11 protein-coding genes and 1 pseudogene are annotated in these 19782 nt (G+C 67.6%); all 12 read left to right on the top strand.

Going from position 1 to position 19782, the window contains the following annotated elements; genetic code table 11:
- The first annotated feature begins 46 nt into the window (after positions 1 to 46).
- The 12 genes and pseudogenes from PGN16_RS01730 to kdpB all read left to right on the top strand — a co-directional run bounded on the left by PGN16_RS01730 (position 47) and on the right by kdpB (position 19770).
- A complete protein-coding gene (locus PGN16_RS01730; RefSeq protein WP_335307675.1) occupies positions 47 to 2107 on the top strand; it encodes a glycoside hydrolase family 31 protein in 2061 nt (686 codons plus the stop codon).
- Positions 2104 to 3492 (top strand): MFS transporter, encoded by a 1389-nt coding sequence (locus PGN16_RS01725; protein WP_335307674.1) that lies wholly within the window; start codon positions 2104 to 2106, stop codon positions 3490 to 3492. Before PGN16_RS01730 ends, PGN16_RS01725 begins: the two co-directional genes overlap by 4 nt.
- Before the next feature lie 32 nt (positions 3493 to 3524).
- Entirely contained in the window at positions 3525 to 6077 is a 2553-nt protein-coding gene (locus PGN16_RS01720; RefSeq protein WP_335307673.1) for a cellulosome protein, read from the top strand.
- A gap of 49 nt (positions 6078 to 6126) precedes the next feature.
- Positions 6127 to 8865, top strand: a complete 2739-nt coding sequence (locus PGN16_RS01715) for a TonB-dependent receptor (protein ID WP_335307672.1) — start codon at positions 6127 to 6129, stop codon at positions 8863 to 8865.
- A gap of 212 nt (positions 8866 to 9077) precedes the next feature.
- On the top strand, positions 9078 to 12359 hold the full coding sequence (locus PGN16_RS01710) for a family 43 glycosylhydrolase (protein ID WP_335307671.1): 3282 nt from the start codon (positions 9078 to 9080) through the stop codon (positions 12357 to 12359).
- A 116-nt stretch (positions 12360 to 12475) separates the two neighbouring features.
- Positions 12476 to 12901 (top strand): hypothetical protein, encoded by a 426-nt coding sequence (locus tag PGN16_RS01705; RefSeq protein ID WP_335307670.1) that lies wholly within the window; start codon positions 12476 to 12478, stop codon positions 12899 to 12901.
- The gene (gene uvsE / locus PGN16_RS01700) at positions 12898 to 14061 is read left to right on the top strand and encodes a UV DNA damage repair endonuclease UvsE (protein WP_335307669.1); all 1164 of its coding nucleotides are present in this window, start codon (positions 12898 to 12900) and stop codon (positions 14059 to 14061) included. The genes PGN16_RS01705 and uvsE overlap by 4 nt, the downstream gene beginning before the upstream one ends.
- Before the next feature lie 39 nt (positions 14062 to 14100).
- On the top strand, positions 14101 to 14766 hold the full coding sequence (locus tag PGN16_RS01695; RefSeq protein WP_335307668.1) for an HAD family hydrolase: 666 nt from the start codon (positions 14101 to 14103) through the stop codon (positions 14764 to 14766).
- 160 nt (positions 14767 to 14926) lie between these two features.
- Positions 14927 to 15802 carry a TorF family putative porin gene (locus tag PGN16_RS01690; RefSeq protein WP_335307667.1) on the top strand — a complete coding sequence of 292 codons (876 nt, stop codon included), beginning with the start codon at positions 14927 to 14929 and terminating at the stop codon, positions 15800 to 15802.
- Between the two features lie 113 nt (positions 15803 to 15915).
- Complete coding sequence (kdpF, locus tag PGN16_RS01685) at positions 15916 to 16005, top strand: K(+)-transporting ATPase subunit F (protein ID WP_335307666.1); 90 nt, start codon at positions 15916 to 15918, stop codon at positions 16003 to 16005.
- Positions 16006 to 16018: 13 nt separating this feature from the next.
- Positions 16019 to 17724, top strand: a pseudogene (kdpA, locus tag PGN16_RS01680) (potassium-transporting ATPase subunit KdpA).
- Between the two features lie 12 nt (positions 17725 to 17736).
- Positions 17737 to 19770 carry a potassium-transporting ATPase subunit KdpB gene (kdpB, locus tag PGN16_RS01675; protein WP_335307665.1) on the top strand — a complete coding sequence of 678 codons (2034 nt, stop codon included), beginning with the start codon at positions 17737 to 17739 and terminating at the stop codon, positions 19768 to 19770.
- Positions 19771 to 19782: the final 12 nt, after the last annotated feature.

Genomic DNA, 19782 nt, shown 5'->3' with positions numbered 1-19782 from the left:
AACGTTTACGGCACAGATCACCGGCCGATGGGGAGGATGAAAAAGCGTGGATACGCTGACGCTTGAAGAGCGCGCGATCGCCTGGGCCTATGATGGTGACTGGGTGCGGATCGAGGCGCATGGGCCGAGCGGATTGCGGCTGCGCGCCTCGACCTACGCCCCCCGCCCCGCCGCGCCGGGCGCGTTGCTCGACATCGCTCCGGTATCCGCGACGATCGAACGGGACGCATCGGTTGCACGAATTCGCAACGGCGGGATCGTTGCGGAACTCGATCTGCAAGGTCGCGTGCGCTTTCTGGACACCAACAGACGCGTTCTGCTCGAGGAGAAGTGGCGGCAGCGCGATACGGTCACCCGATATTGGACGGTCGGAAGCGAAACCGTCGACACGATCAGCGCCTTGGGGCTGTCCGGGCGCGAGTTTCGCCCGCTGCCGGGCGGCGCGGCGCAGATCACGGTGCGCTTCGAGGCGAAGCCCGGCGAGCGGCTGTACGGCATGGGGCAGTATCAGCAGCCCAACCTCGATCTCGCCGGCTGCGTGCTGGAACTGGCGCAGCGCAATTCGCAGGCGAGCGTGCCGTTCGTCGTCTCGAGCCACGGCTATGGCATGTTGTGGAACAGCCCGGCGGTCGGCGAGGCGTGTTTCGCGGCCAATGGCGCGATCTGGACCGCGCGCGCCGCGCACGAGATCGATTACTGGATCACCGCCGCCGACACGCCCGCGCAGATCGTGCGCAACTATGCGCAGGTCACCGGCACCGCGCCGATGATGCCCGATTATGCGCTGGGGCTGTGGCAGAGCAAGCTGCGCTACCGCACGCAGGACGAGCTGCTGGCGGTCGCGCGCGCCTATCGCGACCGCGACATTCCGCTGGCGGTGATCGTCGCCGACTTCTTCCATTGGCCGGTTCAGGGCGACTGGCGGTTCGATGCGCGCGAATGGCCCGACCCCACCGCGATGTGCGCCGAGCTGGCGGAGATGGGCACCGCGCTGATGGTGTCGGTGTGGCCGACTGTCGATCCGCGTTCGGAAAACTACCCGACGCTGGCCGAGCGCGGCTATCTGGTGCGCGCCAACCGCGGCGCCGACGTGCAGCAGGAGTTCCTCGGCAACACGCGCTTCCTCGACGTCACGCATCCCGGCGCGCGCGACTTCCTGTGGCAGACGCTGAAGCGCAACTACCACGACAAGGGCGTGACCTTGTTCTGGCTCGACGAGGCCGAGCCCGAATATGGCGCCTATGACTTCGACAATTATCGCTATCATGCCGGCGAGGTGCTGGCGGTCGGCAATGCCTATCCGCTATACTACGCGCAGGCGCTTCACGACGGGCTGACCGCCGAGGGCGCGACCGAAACCGTCAGCCTGGTGCGCTGCGCCTGGGCGGGAAGCCAGCGGTACGGCGCGCTGATCTGGTCGGGCGACATCCACAGCTCGTTCACCGCGATGCGCAACCAGCTGAGCGCCGGGCTCAACATGGCGATGGCGGGCATCCCGTGGTGGACGACCGATATCGGCGGCTTCCACGGCGGCGATGTCGACGATCCGGCGTTCCACGAGCTGATGATCCGCTGGTTCCAATGGGCGGTGTTCACCCCGGTGCTGCGGATGCACGGGCATCGCGACCCGATCACCCCGCCCGCCGAACCGTTTCGCGACGGGGTGGCGCAATGCGACACCGGCGCTGGCAACGAATTGTGGAGCTTCGGCGACGAGGTGTTCGCGATCCTGCGCCGCTTCGCCGGCTTGCGCGAGCGGCTGCGGCCGTATGTCGCCGGGCTGATGCGCACCGCGCACGAAGCGGGCGACCCGCCGATGCGGCCGATGTTCTACGATTATCCCGAGCAGGCGCGCAGCTGGGAAGTCGACGACCAATATATGTTCGGCCCCGACCTGCTGGTCGCGCCGGTCACCTCGGCAGGCGTCGACGCCCGCGACGTGTGGCTGCCCGCAGGCACATGGGTCGACGCCTGGACCGGGGCGGAAGTGGCGGGCGACGCGACGATCCGCTGCGCCGCGCCGCGCGACCGGTTGCCGGTGTTCGTCCGCGCCGGCGCGCGCGTCGCGGAGGCGTTCGGGGACACGCCGACGGACGCTGGGGCATGACGACGATCGCGCAACAGGGCGACGCCGCGCCGGTCCACCCCGCCCCGGCCCCGGCCGCGCGCGTGCCGTTCGGCGAGAAAATCGCTTACGGCTTCGGCGATGCCGGCGGGACGATCATCACCGGGCTGATCGCCAATTTCCTGACCTTCTATTACACCGACGTGTTCGGGATCGCGCCGGGCGTGGTCGGCATCCTGTTCCTGTCGCTGCGCATCTTCGACGCGATCTCCGATCCGCTGATCGGGATCATGGCCGACCGCACGAAGACGCGCTGGGGGCAGTTCCGCCCGTATCTGTTGTGGACCGCGATCCCGGTCGGGCTGAGCTGTTTCCTGACCTTCCAGTCGCCCGATCTCGGGCAGGACGGCAAGGTTGCCTATGCCGCGATCACCTATTTCCTGCTCGCCTTCTCCTACTCGCTCAACAACGTGCCCTATTGCGCGCTGGTGACGCGAATGACCGACAGCGCCGAGGAAGGCGTCGCCTGCCAGTCGGTGCGGTTCGCGATGGTGGCGATCGCCTCGTTCACCGTCTCGGTCGGGCTGCCGATCATGGTGCGCGCGCTCGGCGCGGGCGATGTCGCGCGCGGCTATCGCTACGGCGTGGCGATCCTGAGCCTCGTGGCGGTGGCGATGTTTCTGATCTGCTTCCTGTTCGTGCGCGAGCGCGTCACCGTCGCGACCGCCGCGGAACCGCCGCTGCGCGTCGCGATCGCCAATACGCTGAAGAACGACCAGCTGCGCCTCACCTTCGCGATGACGTTGCTGCTGATCGCGATCTTCAACACCAAGGGCGGCGCGGCGCTGTATTTCATCACCTATGTGCTGAACGGCGGGACGACCTATCAGGCGTTCTTCTTCGGCATCGCGACGATCGGCGGGTTCATCGGCTCGATCGTCGTCACCTTCTTCACGCGCCGCTACGACGTGCGGACGATCTATATCTGGGTCAATCTGATCCTCGTCGCCGGGCATGTCGCCGCCTTCTTCGTGCCGGGCGACTATCCGACCCTGTGGCTGGTGCTGGTCGGGCTGTGCTGCATCGTGCTGGGCTGCACCTTGCCGCTGCACTTCACGCTGATCCAGCTCGCCGACCAATATGGCGAATGGAAGCTGGGGATGCGCTCGTCGGGCATGAGCTTCGCGTTCAACCAGTTCTTCGTGAAGCTGGCATGGGCGGTCGCGGGAGCGCTGATTAGCGCGGTGCTGGTGCTCGTCTCCTACAAGGCCGGCGCGAACAACCAGACGCCGTTGTCGCTGACCGGTATCCGCGCGCTGTCGACGCTGGTGCCCGCCGCGATGCACCTGCTGCTGGCCGTGACGATCAGCCGGCTGATCCTCAACCGCGCGACGATCGCGCAGATGAACGCGGCGCGCGCGGCATGACCGCCGCCGCGCCCCTCCCGGAGTTTCGACCGATGCGTGCCCTCGCCCTTGCCGCTCTGCTCGCCACCACCGCCGCGCCCGCGCTGGCGCAGGACGCGCCCGAGCGGCTGACGGTCGACATGGGCAGCGACACCGGCGCGTTCCACGGCGGGGCATCGGGGACGCTCTACGGCCTGTACGATGCGCGGCTGCCGCACCCCAATCTGCTCGAGGGCATCGATCTGCGCACGGTGTCGACCAAGGCGCAGGACGGGCCGCAGCATCCTGGCGCCGACGCGCTGGAGGTGTCGACGCTGCTGACCGATGCGTCGGGCGGCGACACCTATATCTACATGACCGACATCTTCCGCGAGTTTCCGTACAAGTGGAAGAGCGGCGACTGCGCGCAGTCGGTGACCAACTATATCGAGGTGCTCAAGCGACAGGCCGCGCAGGTCCGCGCGCTGCCGCCGCGCTATCGCGGCCGGATCGTGTTCGTGCCCTTTAACGAGCCCGACGGCAACATGTTCAGCGCCGATGCCAAGAGCTGCACCGGGGTCAGCTGGCTCAAGGAACCGGCGGTGTTCCTCGATGCGTGGGACCGCGCGGTGCGCGCGCTGCGGCAGGCATCGCCGGGGACGCGGATCGCCGGGCCGAACACCAGCATCCTGTTCGATCAGGTCGAGGGCTTCCTGCGCCATGCGATCGCCGCCGACACGATGCCCGACGTGGTGACGTGGCACGAGCTGAGCGATCCGGCAACCGTCCGCACCAGCGTGCGCAAGTATCGCGCGTGGGAGGACCGGCTGTTCGCGGGGACGAAGTGGCAGGGGCGGCACCTGCCGGTCAACATCAACGAATATGCCTATAATTATCACACGTCGGTGCCGGGGCAGATGATCCAGTGGGTCGCCGCGATCGAGGATGCCAAGGTCGATGCCGACATTGCTTACTGGAACATCGACGGCAATCTGAGCGACAGCGCGGTGCAGGCGAACCGCGGCAACGGGCAATGGTGGCTGCTCAACGCCTATGCGACGATGAGCGGGCACACACTGGCGGTGACGCCGCCGCACCGCGACCAGAGCTATACGTTGCAGGGCGTCGCGACGCTGGACCCGGCGCGGCGGCAGGCGCGCGTGCTGCTCGGCGGCAAGGGCGGCGCGGCGACGGTGGCGCTGACGAACCTGCCCGCGCTGTTCGGCGCGGCGGCGCAGGTGCGCGTGCGCGAGATCGCCTGGACCGGGCAATTGGGCGACGCCGCCCCGCCGGTGACGATCGCGGACCGCCGCGTGCCGGTGACCGACGGTACGATCACGCTGGCCTTCGGGAGCGGTGATCTGCCGGCGCTGCGCGAGGAATCGGCCTATGAACTGGTCGTCACCCCGGCCGGGACCGCCCTGCCCGCGCCGCCCGCCCCGTGGCGACAGGATTATGAGGCAGAGGCGGCGACGCGGCGCGGCCGCGGCTTGAAGGTGCGCGGGCCGGAGGGATCGCCCAAAGACGTGTCGCGCTTCCATACCTCCGGCGGCTATTCGGTCGAGGGGTTCGCGGGCGGCAGTGATGCCGCGCTCGACTTTGCGGTGCAGGTGCCGCACGCGGGCCGCTATGCGCTGCGCGTCCTCGCCAGCACCTTCAACAAGGACCCGCTGGCGGCGGCGCAGGGCGCGACCAACGTCTTCCTGCGCGTCGACGGCAAGGAGGTCGGCGAGTTGTACCTGCCGCTCGGCTACAAGCCGGCGGTGCTCGATCATGTCGATACCGAGCTGACTTTGGGCGCAGGGCGGCATGTCCTGACGCTGGCGACGCGCAGCCGCGACGGGCGCGCGCGGACGCAGGGCAATGCTTTGGTCGACCGGATCACGCTGACCGAGGCGACGGGCGACGCCGCGCAGGTTTATGACCTGCGTGATGCGAAGCGGGACGGCGCGGCGGCGACGTACTGGGTCTATGCCGCCACGGACGGGCCGGCGCGGCTGGCGGCGACGGGCGGTCGGGTGCTGCGCGTCAACGGGCGCGCGGTAAGTGGCGACCGCGCCTTCCTGCTCGGCGGGATCAACAAGGTTGAGGTCGCGGGCGATAGCGGGCTGACGGTGACGCCGACTCCTGCGGTCGAGGCGCAGCATTACGAAGCTGAGGCGGCGCAGGTCGCGGGTAACGCGCGGGTCGCGGCGGCGTCGCGGGCGAGCGGCGGCCGGGCGGTGTTCGACATCGGCGGCGCGCCGGGCAACGGCAACACGCTGACCTTCCCCGACATCCGCGTCGCGCGCGGGGGGACCTACGCGCTGACGCTGCGCTTCTCGAACGACGAACAGTCGAAGGCGACGCATTACAATCCCGATCCACTCGCGCGCGTCGCGCGGATCGCGGTGAACGGCGCGGCCCCGGTGCTGGCGACCTTCCCCAACAGCTTCCACCGCAACAATTGGTGGGAGATGACCGTGCCGGTCACGCTGCGCGCCGGGCGCAACACGGTACGCATCGCCGGCGAGGAACAGCCGAACTGGGACGGCAAGAGCTATGCCTCGGCGGTGTGGCCCGACGTGCTGCTGCGCTCGCGCTTCGCCCCCAACATCGACCGGATCACGGTGACGCCGATGCCGTGATCCGCGCCGCCGAACGACAAGCAGAAACGACAAAAATGGGAGGATTACGATGTTCATGCTGACGAATGCGCGCCTGCTCGCCTCGACCGCCGCGCTGGCGATCACCATCGCCGCGACCACCGCCGCCGCGCAGACCGCGCCCGAGCCGGGCACCACGCCGCCGTCCGGCGACGCGCCCGCCGCCTCCGACGAGATCGTCGTCACCGGCATCCGCCAGAGCCTGAGCAGCGCGCAGAACATCAAGCAGAATTCCGACGCGATCGTCGATGCACTGGTCGCCGAGGACATCGGCAAATTCCCCGACAACAACGCCTCCGAAGCGATCGCGCGGATCACCGGCGTGCAGGTGACGCGCTATCTCGACGAGGCGAACGGCGTGCTGATCCGCGGGCTGCCCAACGTCCAGACGACCGTCAATGGCCGCGAGATCTTCACCGCCGACGGACGCTCGGTCGCGATCCAGGACTTTCCGGCGCAGGCGGTGGCGCGCGTCGACGTGTTCAAGGCGGTGACCGCGCAGAATCTGGAAGGCGGGATCGCCGGGCTGCTCGACGTCGGGCTGCGCCGGCCGTTCGACTTCAAGGGCTTCGAACTCGCCGGCGCACTGCGCGGGGTCTATAACGACCAGAGCCGCAAGCTCGACCCGATCGGCAGCCTGCTGGTCAGCGACCGCTGGCGGACCGGGATCGGCGAGATCGGCGCGCTGCTTAACGTCTCGTTCACGCAGACGCGCTACCTCAATTCGGTCCGCTATCAGGGCTTTCAGGACAATGTTCCCGCCGCGCAGGCGATCCTGCCCGCGTCGGTGGGGCGCGACTTCACCTTCCCGCAAGACATCGGGCTGTTTTACGGCCGCGGCACGCGCCAGCGGCCGTCGGTCAACGGCTCGCTGCAATGGCAGCCGACCGACAATCTGATGATCTACGCCGACGGACTGTGGCAGGCGTATCGCAACAAGAACGCCAACGACTTCTTCGGCGTGCCGATCCAGTCGAGCACCACTGGCGGCACCCCGCCGACGATCCGCAACGCAGTGCTGACCCCGGACGGCACGACGCTGGAATCGTTCGACATCGATCTCGGCATCGTCAACGGCCCGACCAAGGAATTCGGCGATAGCAGCACCGACACCTATCAGGCCGCGCTGGGCGCGAAATGGGAGGTCGGCAACGCGGTCTTCACCACCGACCTCGCGTACACGCGATCGGTGGTCAGCAACACCTTCGGCCGCTTCGAAACCCAGACCGTGTCGCCGCTGTCGCTGGCGGTGCGGCTCAACGACCAGCGCAGCGTCAACTTCGTGCCGAGCGGGGTCGACTTCGCCAATCCCGACAGCTTCTACGTGCGCGGCGTCTATGACGAGCGCCGCCGCTCGGAGGGCAGCCAGTGGCAATGGCAGGGCAATGCGCTGATCGACACCGGCTCGGCCTTGTTCCCCAAGTTCCGGCTCGGCGTCCGCTACGCCGACCGCAACGCGCGCTCGCAGTTCGGCGGCCGCTATGCCGGACTCTCGGGGCTTCGCGACGTCATCAGCAAGGTGCCGACCGTGTCGCAGGGCGGGATCATCGAAGCCGGTTTCCGCGGCGACGACGTCCAGCAATTCCGCAGCTGGTACGCGCCCGACGCCTATCTGTTCAACGACAAGCTCAACGACGTGCGCGGCTATGTCCGCGACGGCCTGACCCGGCTCAACGCCGATGCCGCGACGCAGGCGGCGTGGGCGTCGGACGAGCCGCGCTACGACCCGCTCGCGTCGTTCCGCGCGCGCGAGCAGGTGTTCTCGGGCTATGCGCAGCTCGATTATGCGTTCGACGTCGGCTTTCCGATCGACGGCGTGATCGGCACGCGCGTGGTCATCACGCGCAACCGCCTCGACGGCACCAACTCGCTGCCGATCCCCGGCACCAGCCAGACGCAGCTCGTCCCGATCGACTCCTCGACGCAATATGTCGACGTGCTGCCGAACATCAGCGCGCAGCTGCATTTCACCGACCGGCTCAAGCTGCGGCTTTCGCGCACCGAGGCGCTGACCCGCCCCGGCTTCAACCAGATCAACCCGACGCTGACGATCACGCAGGGGACGATCGGCGGCAACATCTCGTACACCGGCAACGGCGGCAATCCCGACCTGCAACCGATCCGCTCGAACAATTACGACGCGTCGCTCGAATATTATTTCTCGCGCACCGGGTCGGTGTCGGTCGCGGGTTTCTATCGCGAGATCGAGGGGTTCATCAATTCGCTGCCGCAGGTCGTCAACGTCCAGCCGTTCGGCAACATCCTCGTCTACCGTCCGTCGAACTCCAGTTCCGGGACGATCAAGGGCGTCGAGGCGGCGGCGACGACCTTCTTCGACTTCCTGCCCGGCGCGCTGCGCGGGCTCGGCGCGCAAGCAAACTTCACCTATATCGACGGCGAGCAGGTCGTTCCCGCCGCCGCCAATTTCGCGGGCGGACGCAACACCTTGCCCGGCGTCTCCAAGTACAGCTTCAACGTGATCGGGCTTTACGAACTGGGGCCGGCGAGCGTGCGGCTCGCCTATAATTACCGCAGCGCCAACGTCGACGGCTTCGGCGCGCCGGGCGTGTTCACCACCGTCTATTCGGACGCGGTCGGGCGGCTCGACCTGTCGGCGAGCTACAACGTCAACGACAATATCACGCTGACCGTCGACGCCACCAACCTGCTGCGCACGCCGTACCACAGCTACGTCAAGGACCCGCGCTACCCGCGCGACGTACGCTGGGAGGCGAGCCTGTTGTCGGCGGGCGTGCGCTTCCGGTTCTAGGAGCGACCGTTCTCCCGTCCGTCGCCCCGGCCTTGATCCGGGGCCCCGCTTCTTCCTGTCGACCGTGGAAAGAAGCGGGATCCAGGATCAAGTCCGGATTGACGGCTGCTCGAAGCGGAGCCGTCGAACGGGGGGCTTCGACTTCGGGTATCAACGCCTTAGGGACGATGACGGCCTGGCGAATCGACCGCCCGGTGATCGGGAGACGATGGTTGGATTGGACGTCAGGGTTTGCCCGCCCGCTGCTGCTGCTCGCCGCGCCGATCGCGCTGACCGGCGCGACGCCGCCGGCCGCGCCCGTCACGCCTGCCCCCGCCGGCGCGGCCTATCTGTTCGTCTATTTCACCGAGAACACGATCGACGGCGAGAAGCTGCGCTTCGCGATCTCCGACGGCAACAATGCCTTGCAGTGGAAGACGCTTAACCATGGCAAGCCGGTGTTGCAGTCGACCGAGGGCACGCGCGGGCTGCGCGATCCGTTCATCATGCGCGCGGCGGAGGGCGACCGCTTCTTCCTGCTCGCGACCGATCTGTCGGCGGCGCGCAGCGGCTGGGGCGACGCGACCCGCCACGGCAGCCGCTATCTCGAGATCTGGGAATCGACCGACCTGATCCATTGGGGCCAGCAGCGCCACGTCCGCGTCAACCTGCCCGCCGCCGGCATGACCTGGGCGCCCGAAGCCACCTACGATCCGACGATCGGCGCCTATGTCGTCTACTGGACCTCGACGCTCTACAAGGACGCCGCGCACACGGTCGAGGATGGCGAAGGGCCGCAGATCCTGAGCGCGATCACCCGCGACTTCCGGACCTTCACCACCCCGACCCCGTGGTTCAAGGCCGCGGACGTGCCGGGCGCGGTCAGGGCGAAGGGGATGATCGACGCGACCGTCATGAAGGACGGCAACCTTTATTATCGCTTCACCAAGATCAGCGATGCGCAAGGATGTGCGTCGAGCGACATTCTGGCGCAGGTCTCGCCGTCGCTGCGCGCGGACGGGGCGTCGGGGCAGTGGAAGATCCTCGATCGCTGCATCGGCCGCCGCGCCGGGACGCCCGAGGTCGAAGGGCCGACCGCCTTCGTCGCCAATCCGGGCGACACGAGCGGGTTCAAATACTTCCTGTGGGTCGATGATTATGGCGGTGCCGGGTACATCCCGCTCGCCACCAACGCGCTCGGCGGCAAGATCGCCTGGACCTATCCGCGCGACTTCCACCTGCCGCCGTCACCGCGCCACGGCACCGTCCTGTCGATCACCGCCGCCGAGCGCAACCGGATCGAGGCGCATTGGCGCAGCACCACGCCGGATGCCGGCGACCTTGCGGCGCGCTGGGTGGTGCCGCCGGTGCTCGCGTCCGGGACGCGGCTGCCGGTGCCGGACGGGTTCGACGCGACATGGCGCGCCGCCGGGCGGGTCGTGCGCGACGGCGTGCTCACGAACCGCGGCGCAGCGGCGCGGGTCGTCCGGGTCGACGGCAGCCTGACCCGCGCGGACGGGACGACGCTCACCAAGCGCTTCACGGTCCGTGTGCTCGGCGCCGGCGCGCGGCGGCTCGAAGCCTATGCGCGCACGCCGACCGACGCGCATGACGCCAACCAGCCGACCGTCGCGCGCAGCGTGCATCTCGCGCTCACCGGCTCGGACGGTCACATGACGCCGCTCAACGACGATGATGGCGTGGTGTTCGCGAAGGGCGATTACATCGGGGTCGATCGGGTCGCGTTGCGCGGCGTCGCCGATCCCTCGCTCTTCCATTTCGCCGATGGCGCACTTGGCGTGATCGCGACGCGCGTCGATATGGAGGGCAAGCCCGATCCCGCCGCGACGGCGACGGTGATCTTCCGCAGCGATCCCGCGCGCCCGGGCGACTTCGAGGAACTGGGCACGCTCGACCTGCGCAGCGCCGATGCCGTCACGCAACCGCACGCGGTCTGGGACGGCGCCACGCGCCGCTATCTCGTGTCATGGACCGACCACAACGCGCAGCAACGGTGGACGGCGGTCGCCGATCTGGCGCGGACAGGGTGGCAAGCCGCAAAGTGGCAGCCGGACAATGGTGGCCGACGCCGGCGGATCGTCTCGGCCGGCAACGTCGGCGACGCGCGGATCGGCGCGGTGACCGCTCCCGATACGCTGGCGATCAGCGCCGATACCGCAGCCGCCCTCACCCATCGCTTCGGCCGCATCGTCAATACCAGCGCGACGCTCGCGCCGCAGAAGATCGCCGCGGATCGCAGCGCCGATCTCGGAAGCGCGCGGGTGACGCTCGGCTATTCGGACGGCTCCACCGCGACGCGCGCGGTGAACTGGGATGCCGCCGACCTCGCGCGGCTCACGCGGCCGGGCCGTCATCTGGTCCACGGCACGGTCCGCCAGCGAAGCTATCCGGCGATCTTCGCCTACAATCGCGCCGATCCCGACATCTATCGCTGGGAGAAGGACGGCCGCGTCCGCTATCTGCTCACCGCGACCGACGACACCGGCAATGACAATGTCGGCTCCGTGCACCTGCCGCTGCGCGTCGCCGACCGGATCGCGGACCTCGCCGATGCCAATGGCGGGCGCGCGCGCGAGGTCGACCTGCTCAACCGCCGCACGCGCCGCGACCGCACCACCGAGGGTCGCGTGATCGCCGGCTGTTACTGGGCGCCCGAAATCCACGAGATCGGCGGCAAGCTGTCGATCCTGTTCGCACCCTGCTTCAACCCGAAGGACGACCATTCGAACGAAGGCGGCGCGTGGTCGCGGGTCGCGTCGCACCTTATCCAGTTGCGCGACGGCGGCGATCCCGCCAACCCCGCCGATTGGTCGCGCCCGGCGGCGATCCGAAAGGCGGACGGCACCCCGCTCGGCCGCGCGGACATGCCGGCGAACATCAGTCTCGACATGTCGTTCTTCACGGTCGGGAAGCGGTCCTATTACACCTGGTCGCAGCGCTACCTGCCGGCGTCGGGCACGCTCGGCGATCCGCTGACGTGGATCGCGCCGGTCGACCCTGCGCATCCGACGCGACTGGCCGGCCCGCCGACCCCGATCATCGCGCCGCAGACCTCGGTCGAGGAAAACCTTGCCGAGGGCGCGTTCGCGCTCAGCCGTAACGGGCGGCTGACGCTCGTCTATTCCAGCTCCGGGGTCAGCCCGACCTATGTGGTCAACGGCATCTCCGCGCCGCTCGACGCCGATCTGACGCGGATCGATGCGTGGCGCAAATGGTCGGCCCCGTTGCAGAAGAGCGCGCCGATGCCCCACGGGATCACCGACTATCGCCGCTACGAACAGGGGCCGGGGCATGGCGCCTTCACCACCGACGAGGACGGCAACGCGCTCTACGTCTACCACACCTGGGGCAATGGCGTCGGCGGCGACGGGCGCGACGCGCGGGTGCGCCGCGTCCACTGGGCTGCCGACGGCCGTCCGCTGCTCGACATGACCCGCGACGAGGAGGTCGCCCCCGCCAACCGCCGCGTCACGATGGTGGTGACGACGTTCTAGCGTTGGTCACATCGACATGCGGCGAGATCAGCGTCGATCGAATGTCGTCATGCTCCTGCCGTCACTCCCCGGTGACGGCACGCATCCCATGTTTGGTGCCACAACGGACCGCAGCGGTGGGCCATCGCCTCCGGCTCGATGTTGCCGCGCCGCTTCATACCGCTTGCCCGGCATTGCGCCGACACTTCGATGATGCCGAGGCGATCGATCATTCGACGGAGCCGCCGGCCTTGCGGTGCGTTTGCGGTGTCGTGATTGGCAGGCTTTCTCAAGCGTATGACGTTCGGACCCTGACCCGTCGCCCGATGGCCGACGCGCTTGCTTCCCTCGAACGGCATGGGCCAGCCACCGGGCTCAGCCATTTCGACGCTGACCGGCTTGGTGCCGCCGCGATCCCTGTACGACCGTTACGCCGCCCCGGGAGTGCCGACGGGCGCTACGGCAGCGGCCCTTCACAGGCAACCGGCGGCGCGCTGCCGATCCGAACATGGAACGAGTTCATCGCGGGCCTCGGCCTGCCTCAGGCACGGGTGGAAGCATGACCAGCACCGATCGTCCCTTACGTCTCGGCTTCCCCGTCAAGGTGATGGGCAGACCCGACCTCAAGAGCCAGGACACGCGACGGTGGCAGAAGAACCCGCATCTCAAATGCTCGCTCGAGCTGCTCGATCGCGTGCTCGACTATCTCAAGTCCGAAAAGCTCGACATGTACCGCCTTTCCTCGGACATCGCGCCTTACGCCACCCACCCCGACATGCCCCAGTTCCACTCCATGGTGGCGGACAGCGACGCGGAACTCCGCGCCTTCGGCGCCAAAGCCAGGGATTATGACATCCGGCTGTCGTTCCACCCGTCGCAATACGTCCTGCTCAACTCGCCCAATCCAGAGCTGACGAAGAAGAGCATGTGGGATTTGTCCAGCCAGGCCGAGATGCTCGACCGGATGGAATTGGACGACGAGGCGGTGATGATCACCCACGTCGGCGGGGTGTACGACGATCACGAGGCGAGCCGCGCCCGCTGGATCGAGGGATGGGAGCAATGCCCCGAGCACGTCCGGCGCCGCCTCGTCCTGGAGAACGACGACATCCGCTTCTCGGCAAGCGACGTCTTGTGGATTCACGAGCGCACCGGCGTCCGGCTCATCTTCGACTATCAGCATATGTGGTGCCTCAACCCGGAGCGGCTGGACATGCGCGAGACGCTGGAGCGCTTCCTGGCGACATGGCCCGCGGGCGTGCGGCCCAAGATCCACTTCTCCTCGCCACGGACCGAACTCCGTGAGGTCAAGCAGAAGATCACGCCAAAGGCGCGAGCCGCGGCGAAGGCCGGTACGGCCAGGGCCAAGAAGGGCGAGGTGCTGAAGGCGCCGGTCAAGGCCACCGCCCGCGTGAAGACGGTGCTTCGTCCTCCGATCTGGACGGGTCATGCGGACTTCACCAACCCGTTCGAGTTCGCGACCTTCATGCGGATGGCCGAAGGGCTGGTCTTCGACGTGATGATGGAGGGCAAGTCCAAGGACCTCAGTCTGCTGCGGCTGCGGCCGGACCTGCTGCGCTTCGCGCCCGACGTCGCTGCCCGGTTCGGGATCACGGATCAGGATGCCTCGGCTCTGGCCGCCGATGAGGCGAGACTGGAGCGTGGTGTCGATGCGGAAGCCGAGGCCGATGTGGACGAAGGCGAACTCGCGGCGGCGGAATAGCGTCGCCCTTCCGCCCATCAACTCAGGAGGCGTGGCACCATGGCGATCAAGGCCGTTCTATTCGACATCGATGGAACGCTCATGGACAGCAACGACTATCACGTCGCGGCTTGGCAGGCCGTGTTCAAGCGGATCGGCGCGTCGTTCGACGATCAGGTGGTCCATGACCAGATCGGCAAGGGCACCGACATGTTGGTGCCGACGCTGCTCCCGGACACGGACGAGACCGAGCAGGAGAATATGGGCGAGGAGCACGGGCGGATCTTCAAGTCGAAGTATCTGAACCAGGTGAAACCCTTCGCCGCGGCCCGGGACCTCCTCATCAAGGTCAAGGACAGTGGCCGGCAAGTCGTCCTGGCGTCGTCCGCGTCATCGGAAGAACTCGAATATTACATCGGGCTAATGGATGCCGGCGAGATCGTGGACGTCTCCACCACATCGGACGACGTCGAGAGGACCAAGCCTGCCCCCGACATCTTCGCCACCGCTCTCAAGAAGCTGTCGCCGCTGGATGCCAGCCAGGTGATCGTCGTGGGCGACACGCCGTATGACATCGAAGCGGCGGCCAGATGCGGCATCGCAGCCGTCGGCGTCCGGTCGGGAAAGTTCAGCGACGCTACTCTCCGGGGTGCCGGCGCCGTGGCGCTGTACGACGATGTCGCTGCCCTGCTGGCCGATTTCGAGCATTCGCCGTTGAACGGCTGAAGATACGCGCTGCGCGCACCCGTTCGACAAAGAACGGCACCTATATGCCAGCACTATGCGAATTGCCGGAATCGCTCTCGAATTGCTACGCGCCATGAGCCTAATCGCGCATCCCTGAAGGCATCGTCATCCGACGAACAGCCGTTCGAAGGGATGTGGAATGAGGTTTCTGTTCGTTGCGGCAGCCGTCTCGTTTACGGCGCTGTCCGATGTGGCGCAGGCGCAACCAACGCCCGGTGACCCGGCGGAGGTGGCCGCCGAAGCCGCCCCGCCGGCTGCTGTCACCATCAGCGGTTCGGCAACGATCGCGTCCGACTATCGCTTCCGCGGCGTATCGCAGTCCGATCGGGAGATGGCCATCCAGGGCGGCATCACGGTCGCGCACGACAGCGGACTGTACGTCGGCACCTGGGCCTCGAACCTCGCCGGCTGGGGCACGTTCGGCGGCGCGAACATGGAACTCGATCTCATCGGCGGGTACAAACTGCCGGTGGGCAGCGGCACGCTGGATGTCGGGCTGACCTGGTATATGTATCCGGACGGGGCGGATCGGACGGATTTCGCGGAAGGCTTTGCCAAGCTGACCGGCACTGCGGGTCCTGCGACGCTGACAGCCGGCGTCGCCTATGCGCCGAAACAACAGGCGATCGGCAAATGGTACAACACCGGCGCCGATGCGGCGGCGGGCGTCTACAACAATCCCGGCGCGAAGGACGACAATCTGTATCTCTGGGGAGACGGCGCCACGGCGATCCCGGGAACGCCCCTCACCGCCAAGGCGCATGTCGGTCACAGCTGGGGGCAGAACGGCCTCGCCCCCAACGCGACCGCGGTGTCCCCGACCGGCCGCTACTGGGACTGGTCGCTCGGCGCCGATGCGACGTGGCGGAACCTGACCTTCAACGTCAGCTACATCGACACCGACATCTCGGATCGTGACGCCGCTTATCTCCGCCCCAGCTTCAGCAAAGGGCAGGACGGCACGGGCAACATCGCGGGCGGCACCGTCGTGGCGTCGCTGACCGCCGCCTTCTGATTTTCGGAGGACATCCATGCAGGACTTCATCTGGGTCGCGGTCATTGTCGGGCTGTTCGCGCTGACGCTCGCCTACGCCCGCCTGTGCGACAACGCGTGACGGAGGCGGCACGATGACACTCGATCTCTGGCTCGCCGCGCTGACCACGCTCGGCCTTCTCGTCTATCTCGTGGGCGTCCTCATCCGCCCCGAACGCTTCTGAAAGGGGCGGCACCATGACACTTCAGGGCTGGTTCCTGATCCTGCTGTTCATCGGGATCCTGCTGGCGCTCACCAAGCCGATGGGGCTGTGGCTCCATGCGCTTTACGAGGGGCGGGGCACGCCGCTGCATGTCGTGCTCGGCCCGGTGGAGCGCGGCTTCTACACGCTCGCCGGCATCGATCCGGCGCAAGAGCAGGGCTGGCGGCGCTACGCGCTCAATATGCTTGTATTCAACGGCGCGCTGTTGCTGCTGACCTACGCGGTGCTGCGTCTGCAGGGCGTCCTGCCGGGCAATCCGCAGGGGCTCGCCGGCCTCTCACCCGACCTCGCGTTCAACACCGCCGTCAGCTTCACCACCAACACCAACTGGCAGAGCTATGGCGGCGAGAGTACCATGTCGAACCTCAGCCAGATGCTGGGGCTGACGATCCACAATTTCCTGTCCGCCGCGACCGGCATCGCGCTTGCCTTTGCGCTCTTCCGCGGCTTCGCGCGGCGCGAGGCCAAGGCGATCGGCAACTTCTGGGCCGATGTCACGCGCATCACGCTCTACCTGCTGCTGCCGATCTGTATCGTCTACACCGTCTTCCTGATCGCGTCGGGCGTGCCGCAGACGATGGACGCGACGATTAGCATCCGGACCCTCGAAGGGGCCGCGCAGACGCTCGTCACCGGCCCGGTTGCCTCTCAGGAGGCGATCAAGATGCTCGGCACCAACGGTGGCGGCTTCTTCAACGCCAACTCCGCGCACCCGTTCGAGAATCCGACCGCGCTCACCAACCTCGTCCAGATGCTGTCGATCTTCGTCATCGGCTTTGGCCTGACCTGGACGTTCGGCAAGGCGGTGGGCAACATACGCCAGGGCTGGGCGATCCTCAGCGCGATGCTGATCCTGTTTCTCGCCGGAGTCACCGTCACCTATTGGCAGGAAGCCGCGGGCACCCCGCTCCTCCACAGCCTGGGTGTCGCAGGCGGCAACATGGAGGGCAAGGAGGTACGCTTCGGCATCGCCGCGAGCGCGCTCTTCTCGGTCGTCACCACCGCGGCGTCGTGCGGCGCGGTGAACGCCATGCACGACAGCTTCACGCCGCTCGGCGGCATGATCCCGCTGTTCAACATGCAGCTGGGCGAGGTGGTGATTGGCGGCGTCGGCGCGGGCATCTACGGCTTCCTGCTGTTCGCCATCCTTGCGGTGTTCGTCGCCGGGCTGATGGTCGGCCGCACGCCGGAATATGTCGGCAAGAAGATCGAGAGCCGGGAGGTGAAGCTCGCGGTGCTGGCGATTCGCCGTGCTGCCGCTCGTCATTCTCGGCTTAACCGCGCTGTCGTCGGTGCTGCAACAGGGGCTCGCGGGGGCCGCTGAACAAGGGGCCGCATGGCTTCTGGGAGATCCTGTACGCCTTCACCTCGGCGGTCGGGAATAACGGGTCCGCCTTCGCAGGGCTCACCGCCAACACGCCATATTACAACGGCCTGCTGGGCGTCGCGATGTGGTTCGGTCGCTTCTTCGTGATCGTGCCGATGCTCGCGATCGCCGGCAGCCTCGCCGCCAAGAAGCACACGCCGGAAAGCGCGGGTTCGTTCCCGACGACCGGCGGCCTGTGGGTCGGCCTGCTCGTCGGGATCATCCTGATCCTGGGCGGCTTGACCTTCCTGCCGAGCCTCGCGCTCGGTCCCATCGCCGATCATCTCGCGATGATCCGCGGCCAGCTGTTCTGATCGGGGGCCAAGATGGCAAAAACCCAATCCAAAAGCCTGTTCACCGCCGACCTCATCGTTCCGGCGATCAGGGCGTCGTTCCTGAAGCTCTCGCCCAAGGAATTGGTCCGCAACCCGGTGATGTTCGTCACCGCCGCCATCGCGCTGCTGATGACGATCCTGCTCGTCGTGGGACGGGACGATCTGACCATCGCGTTCAAGGCGCAGCTCGCCGCCTGGCTGTGGCTGACCGTGCTGTTCGGCACCTTCGCCGAGGCGCTCGCGGAAGGGCGCGGCAAGGCGCAGGCGGCATCGCTGCGCGCGACCAAGGCGGAGCTGACCGCCAGGCGGCTCAAGGGTGACGGCCGTCAGTATGACGACGTTCCCGCCAGCCAGCTTCAGGTCGGCGACATCGTGCTGGTCGAGACGAACGACCTGATCCCGTCGGACGGCGAGGTCGTCTCGGGTGTGGCCTCGGTCAACGAAGCCGCCATCACCGGCGAATCCGCGCCGGTGATCCGCGAGGCGGGCGGCGACCGCTCGGCGGTGACCGCGGGTACGCGCGTCATCTCCGACGAGATCCGCGTCAAGGTGACGGTGGAGCCCGGCAAGGGCTTCCTCGATCGCATGATCGCACTGGTCGAGGGAGCGGAGCGGCAGAAGACGCCGAACGAGGTCGCGCTGACGATCCTGCTCGTCGGCCTGACGATCATCTTCCTGATCGCGGTCGGCACGATCCCGGGCTTCGCCTCCTATGCGGGCGGCTCGATCCCCGTCGCGATCCTCGCGGCGCTGCTTATCACCCTCATCCCGACCACCATCGCCGCGCTGCTCTCGGCGATCGGCATCGCGGGCATGGACCGGCTCGTGCGCTTCAACGTGCTCGCCAAGTCGGGCCGCGCGGTGGAGGCGGCGGGGGACGTCGACGTGCTGCTCCTCGACAAGACCGGCACGATCACCGTCGGCGACCGCCAGGCAAGCGAGTTCCGCAGCGTCGGCGGGACCAGCGACGCCGAGCTGGCCGAGGCGGCCTTGCTCGCCAGTCTGGCCGACGAGACGCCCGAAGGTCGCTCGATCGTCGTGCTGGCGCGCGAGAAGTTCGGGCTGCAGCGTCCCATGCCCGATGGCGCGGAGATCATCCCGTTCACCGCGCAGACCCGCGTGTCGGGTGTCCGCTTCGGCGAGACGGTGATCCAGAAGGGCGCGGTGGACTCGATCCTGCGCACCAACGAAGGGTCCGGCGCGACCGCCGCTGCCACGGAACTGCGCCGCATCACCGACGAGATCGCCCGCGCCGGCGGCACCCCGCTGGCGGTGGCGAAGGACGGCCGGCTGCTTGGCGCGATCTTCCTGAAGGACGTGGTGAAGGCCGGGATCCGCGAACGCTTCGGCGAACTGCGCACCATGGGCATCCGCACGGTAATGATCACCGGCGATAACCCGCTGACCGCCGCCGCAATCGCCGCGGAAGCCGGGGTCGACGACTTCCTCGCGCAGGCGACGCCCGAGGACAAGCTGGCGCTGATCCGCAAGGAGCAGGAGGGCGGCAAGCTGGTCGCGATGTGCGGCGACGGCACCAACGACGCGCCTGCCCTCGCCCAGGCCGATGTCGGCGTGGCGATGAACACCGGCACGCAAGCCGCGCGCGAGGCGGGCAACATGGTCGACCTCGACAGCGATCCGACCAAGCTGATCGAGGTCGTCGGCCTCGGCAAGCAGCTACTGATGACGCGTGGCGCGCTGACGACCTTCTCGGTCGCCAACGATGTCGCGAAGTATTTCGCGATCATCCCGGCGATGTTCGTGGCGCTCTATCCCGGTCTGGGCGTCCTCAACGTCATGGGCCTCGCCACGCCGCAATCGGCGATCCTCAGCGCGATCATCTTCAACGCGATCATCATCCCGCTGCTGGTGCCGCTGGCGCTGAAGGGCGTCGCCTACAAGCCGATGGCGGCCGGGCCGCTGCTGGCGCGCAACCTTGCCGTCTACGGCCTCGGCGGCCTCGTGGCGCCGTTCATCGGCATCAAGCTCATCGACGTCGTGGTCGGTGGCCTTGGCCTCGTATAAAGGACGCATATC

It is taken from the genome of Sphingomonas phyllosphaerae (assembly GCF_036946485.1).
GTDB classification, from domain to species: domain Bacteria; phylum Pseudomonadota; class Alphaproteobacteria; order Sphingomonadales; family Sphingomonadaceae; genus Sphingomonas; species Sphingomonas phyllosphaerae_E.
This window is presented reverse-complemented; position numbering and strand designations above follow the sequence as displayed.

Bases quoted from the DNA above. Each gene is read 5' to 3' on its own strand.
- PGN16_RS01695 (WP_335307668.1), top strand. From the start codon at position 14,101: ATGGCGATCAAGGCCGTTCTATTCGACATCGATGGAACGCTCATGGAC.
- PGN16_RS01725 (WP_335307674.1), top strand. From the start codon at position 2,104: ATGACGACGATCGCGCAACAGGGCGACGCCGCGCCGGTCCACCCCGCC.
- kdpF (WP_335307666.1), top strand. From the start codon at position 15,916: ATGACACTCGATCTCTGGCTCGCCGCGCTGACCACGCTCGGCCTTCTC.
- kdpB (WP_335307665.1), top strand. From the start codon at position 17,737: ATGGCAAAAACCCAATCCAAAAGCCTGTTCACCGCCGACCTCATCGTT.
- uvsE (WP_335307669.1), top strand. From the start codon at position 12,898: ATGACCAGCACCGATCGTCCCTTACGTCTCGGCTTCCCCGTCAAGGTG.
- PGN16_RS01720 (WP_335307673.1), top strand. From the start codon at position 3,525: ATGCGTGCCCTCGCCCTTGCCGCTCTGCTCGCCACCACCGCCGCGCCC.
- PGN16_RS01715 (WP_335307672.1), top strand. From the start codon at position 6,127: ATGTTCATGCTGACGAATGCGCGCCTGCTCGCCTCGACCGCCGCGCTG.
- PGN16_RS01690 (WP_335307667.1), top strand. From the start codon at position 14,927: ATGAGGTTTCTGTTCGTTGCGGCAGCCGTCTCGTTTACGGCGCTGTCC.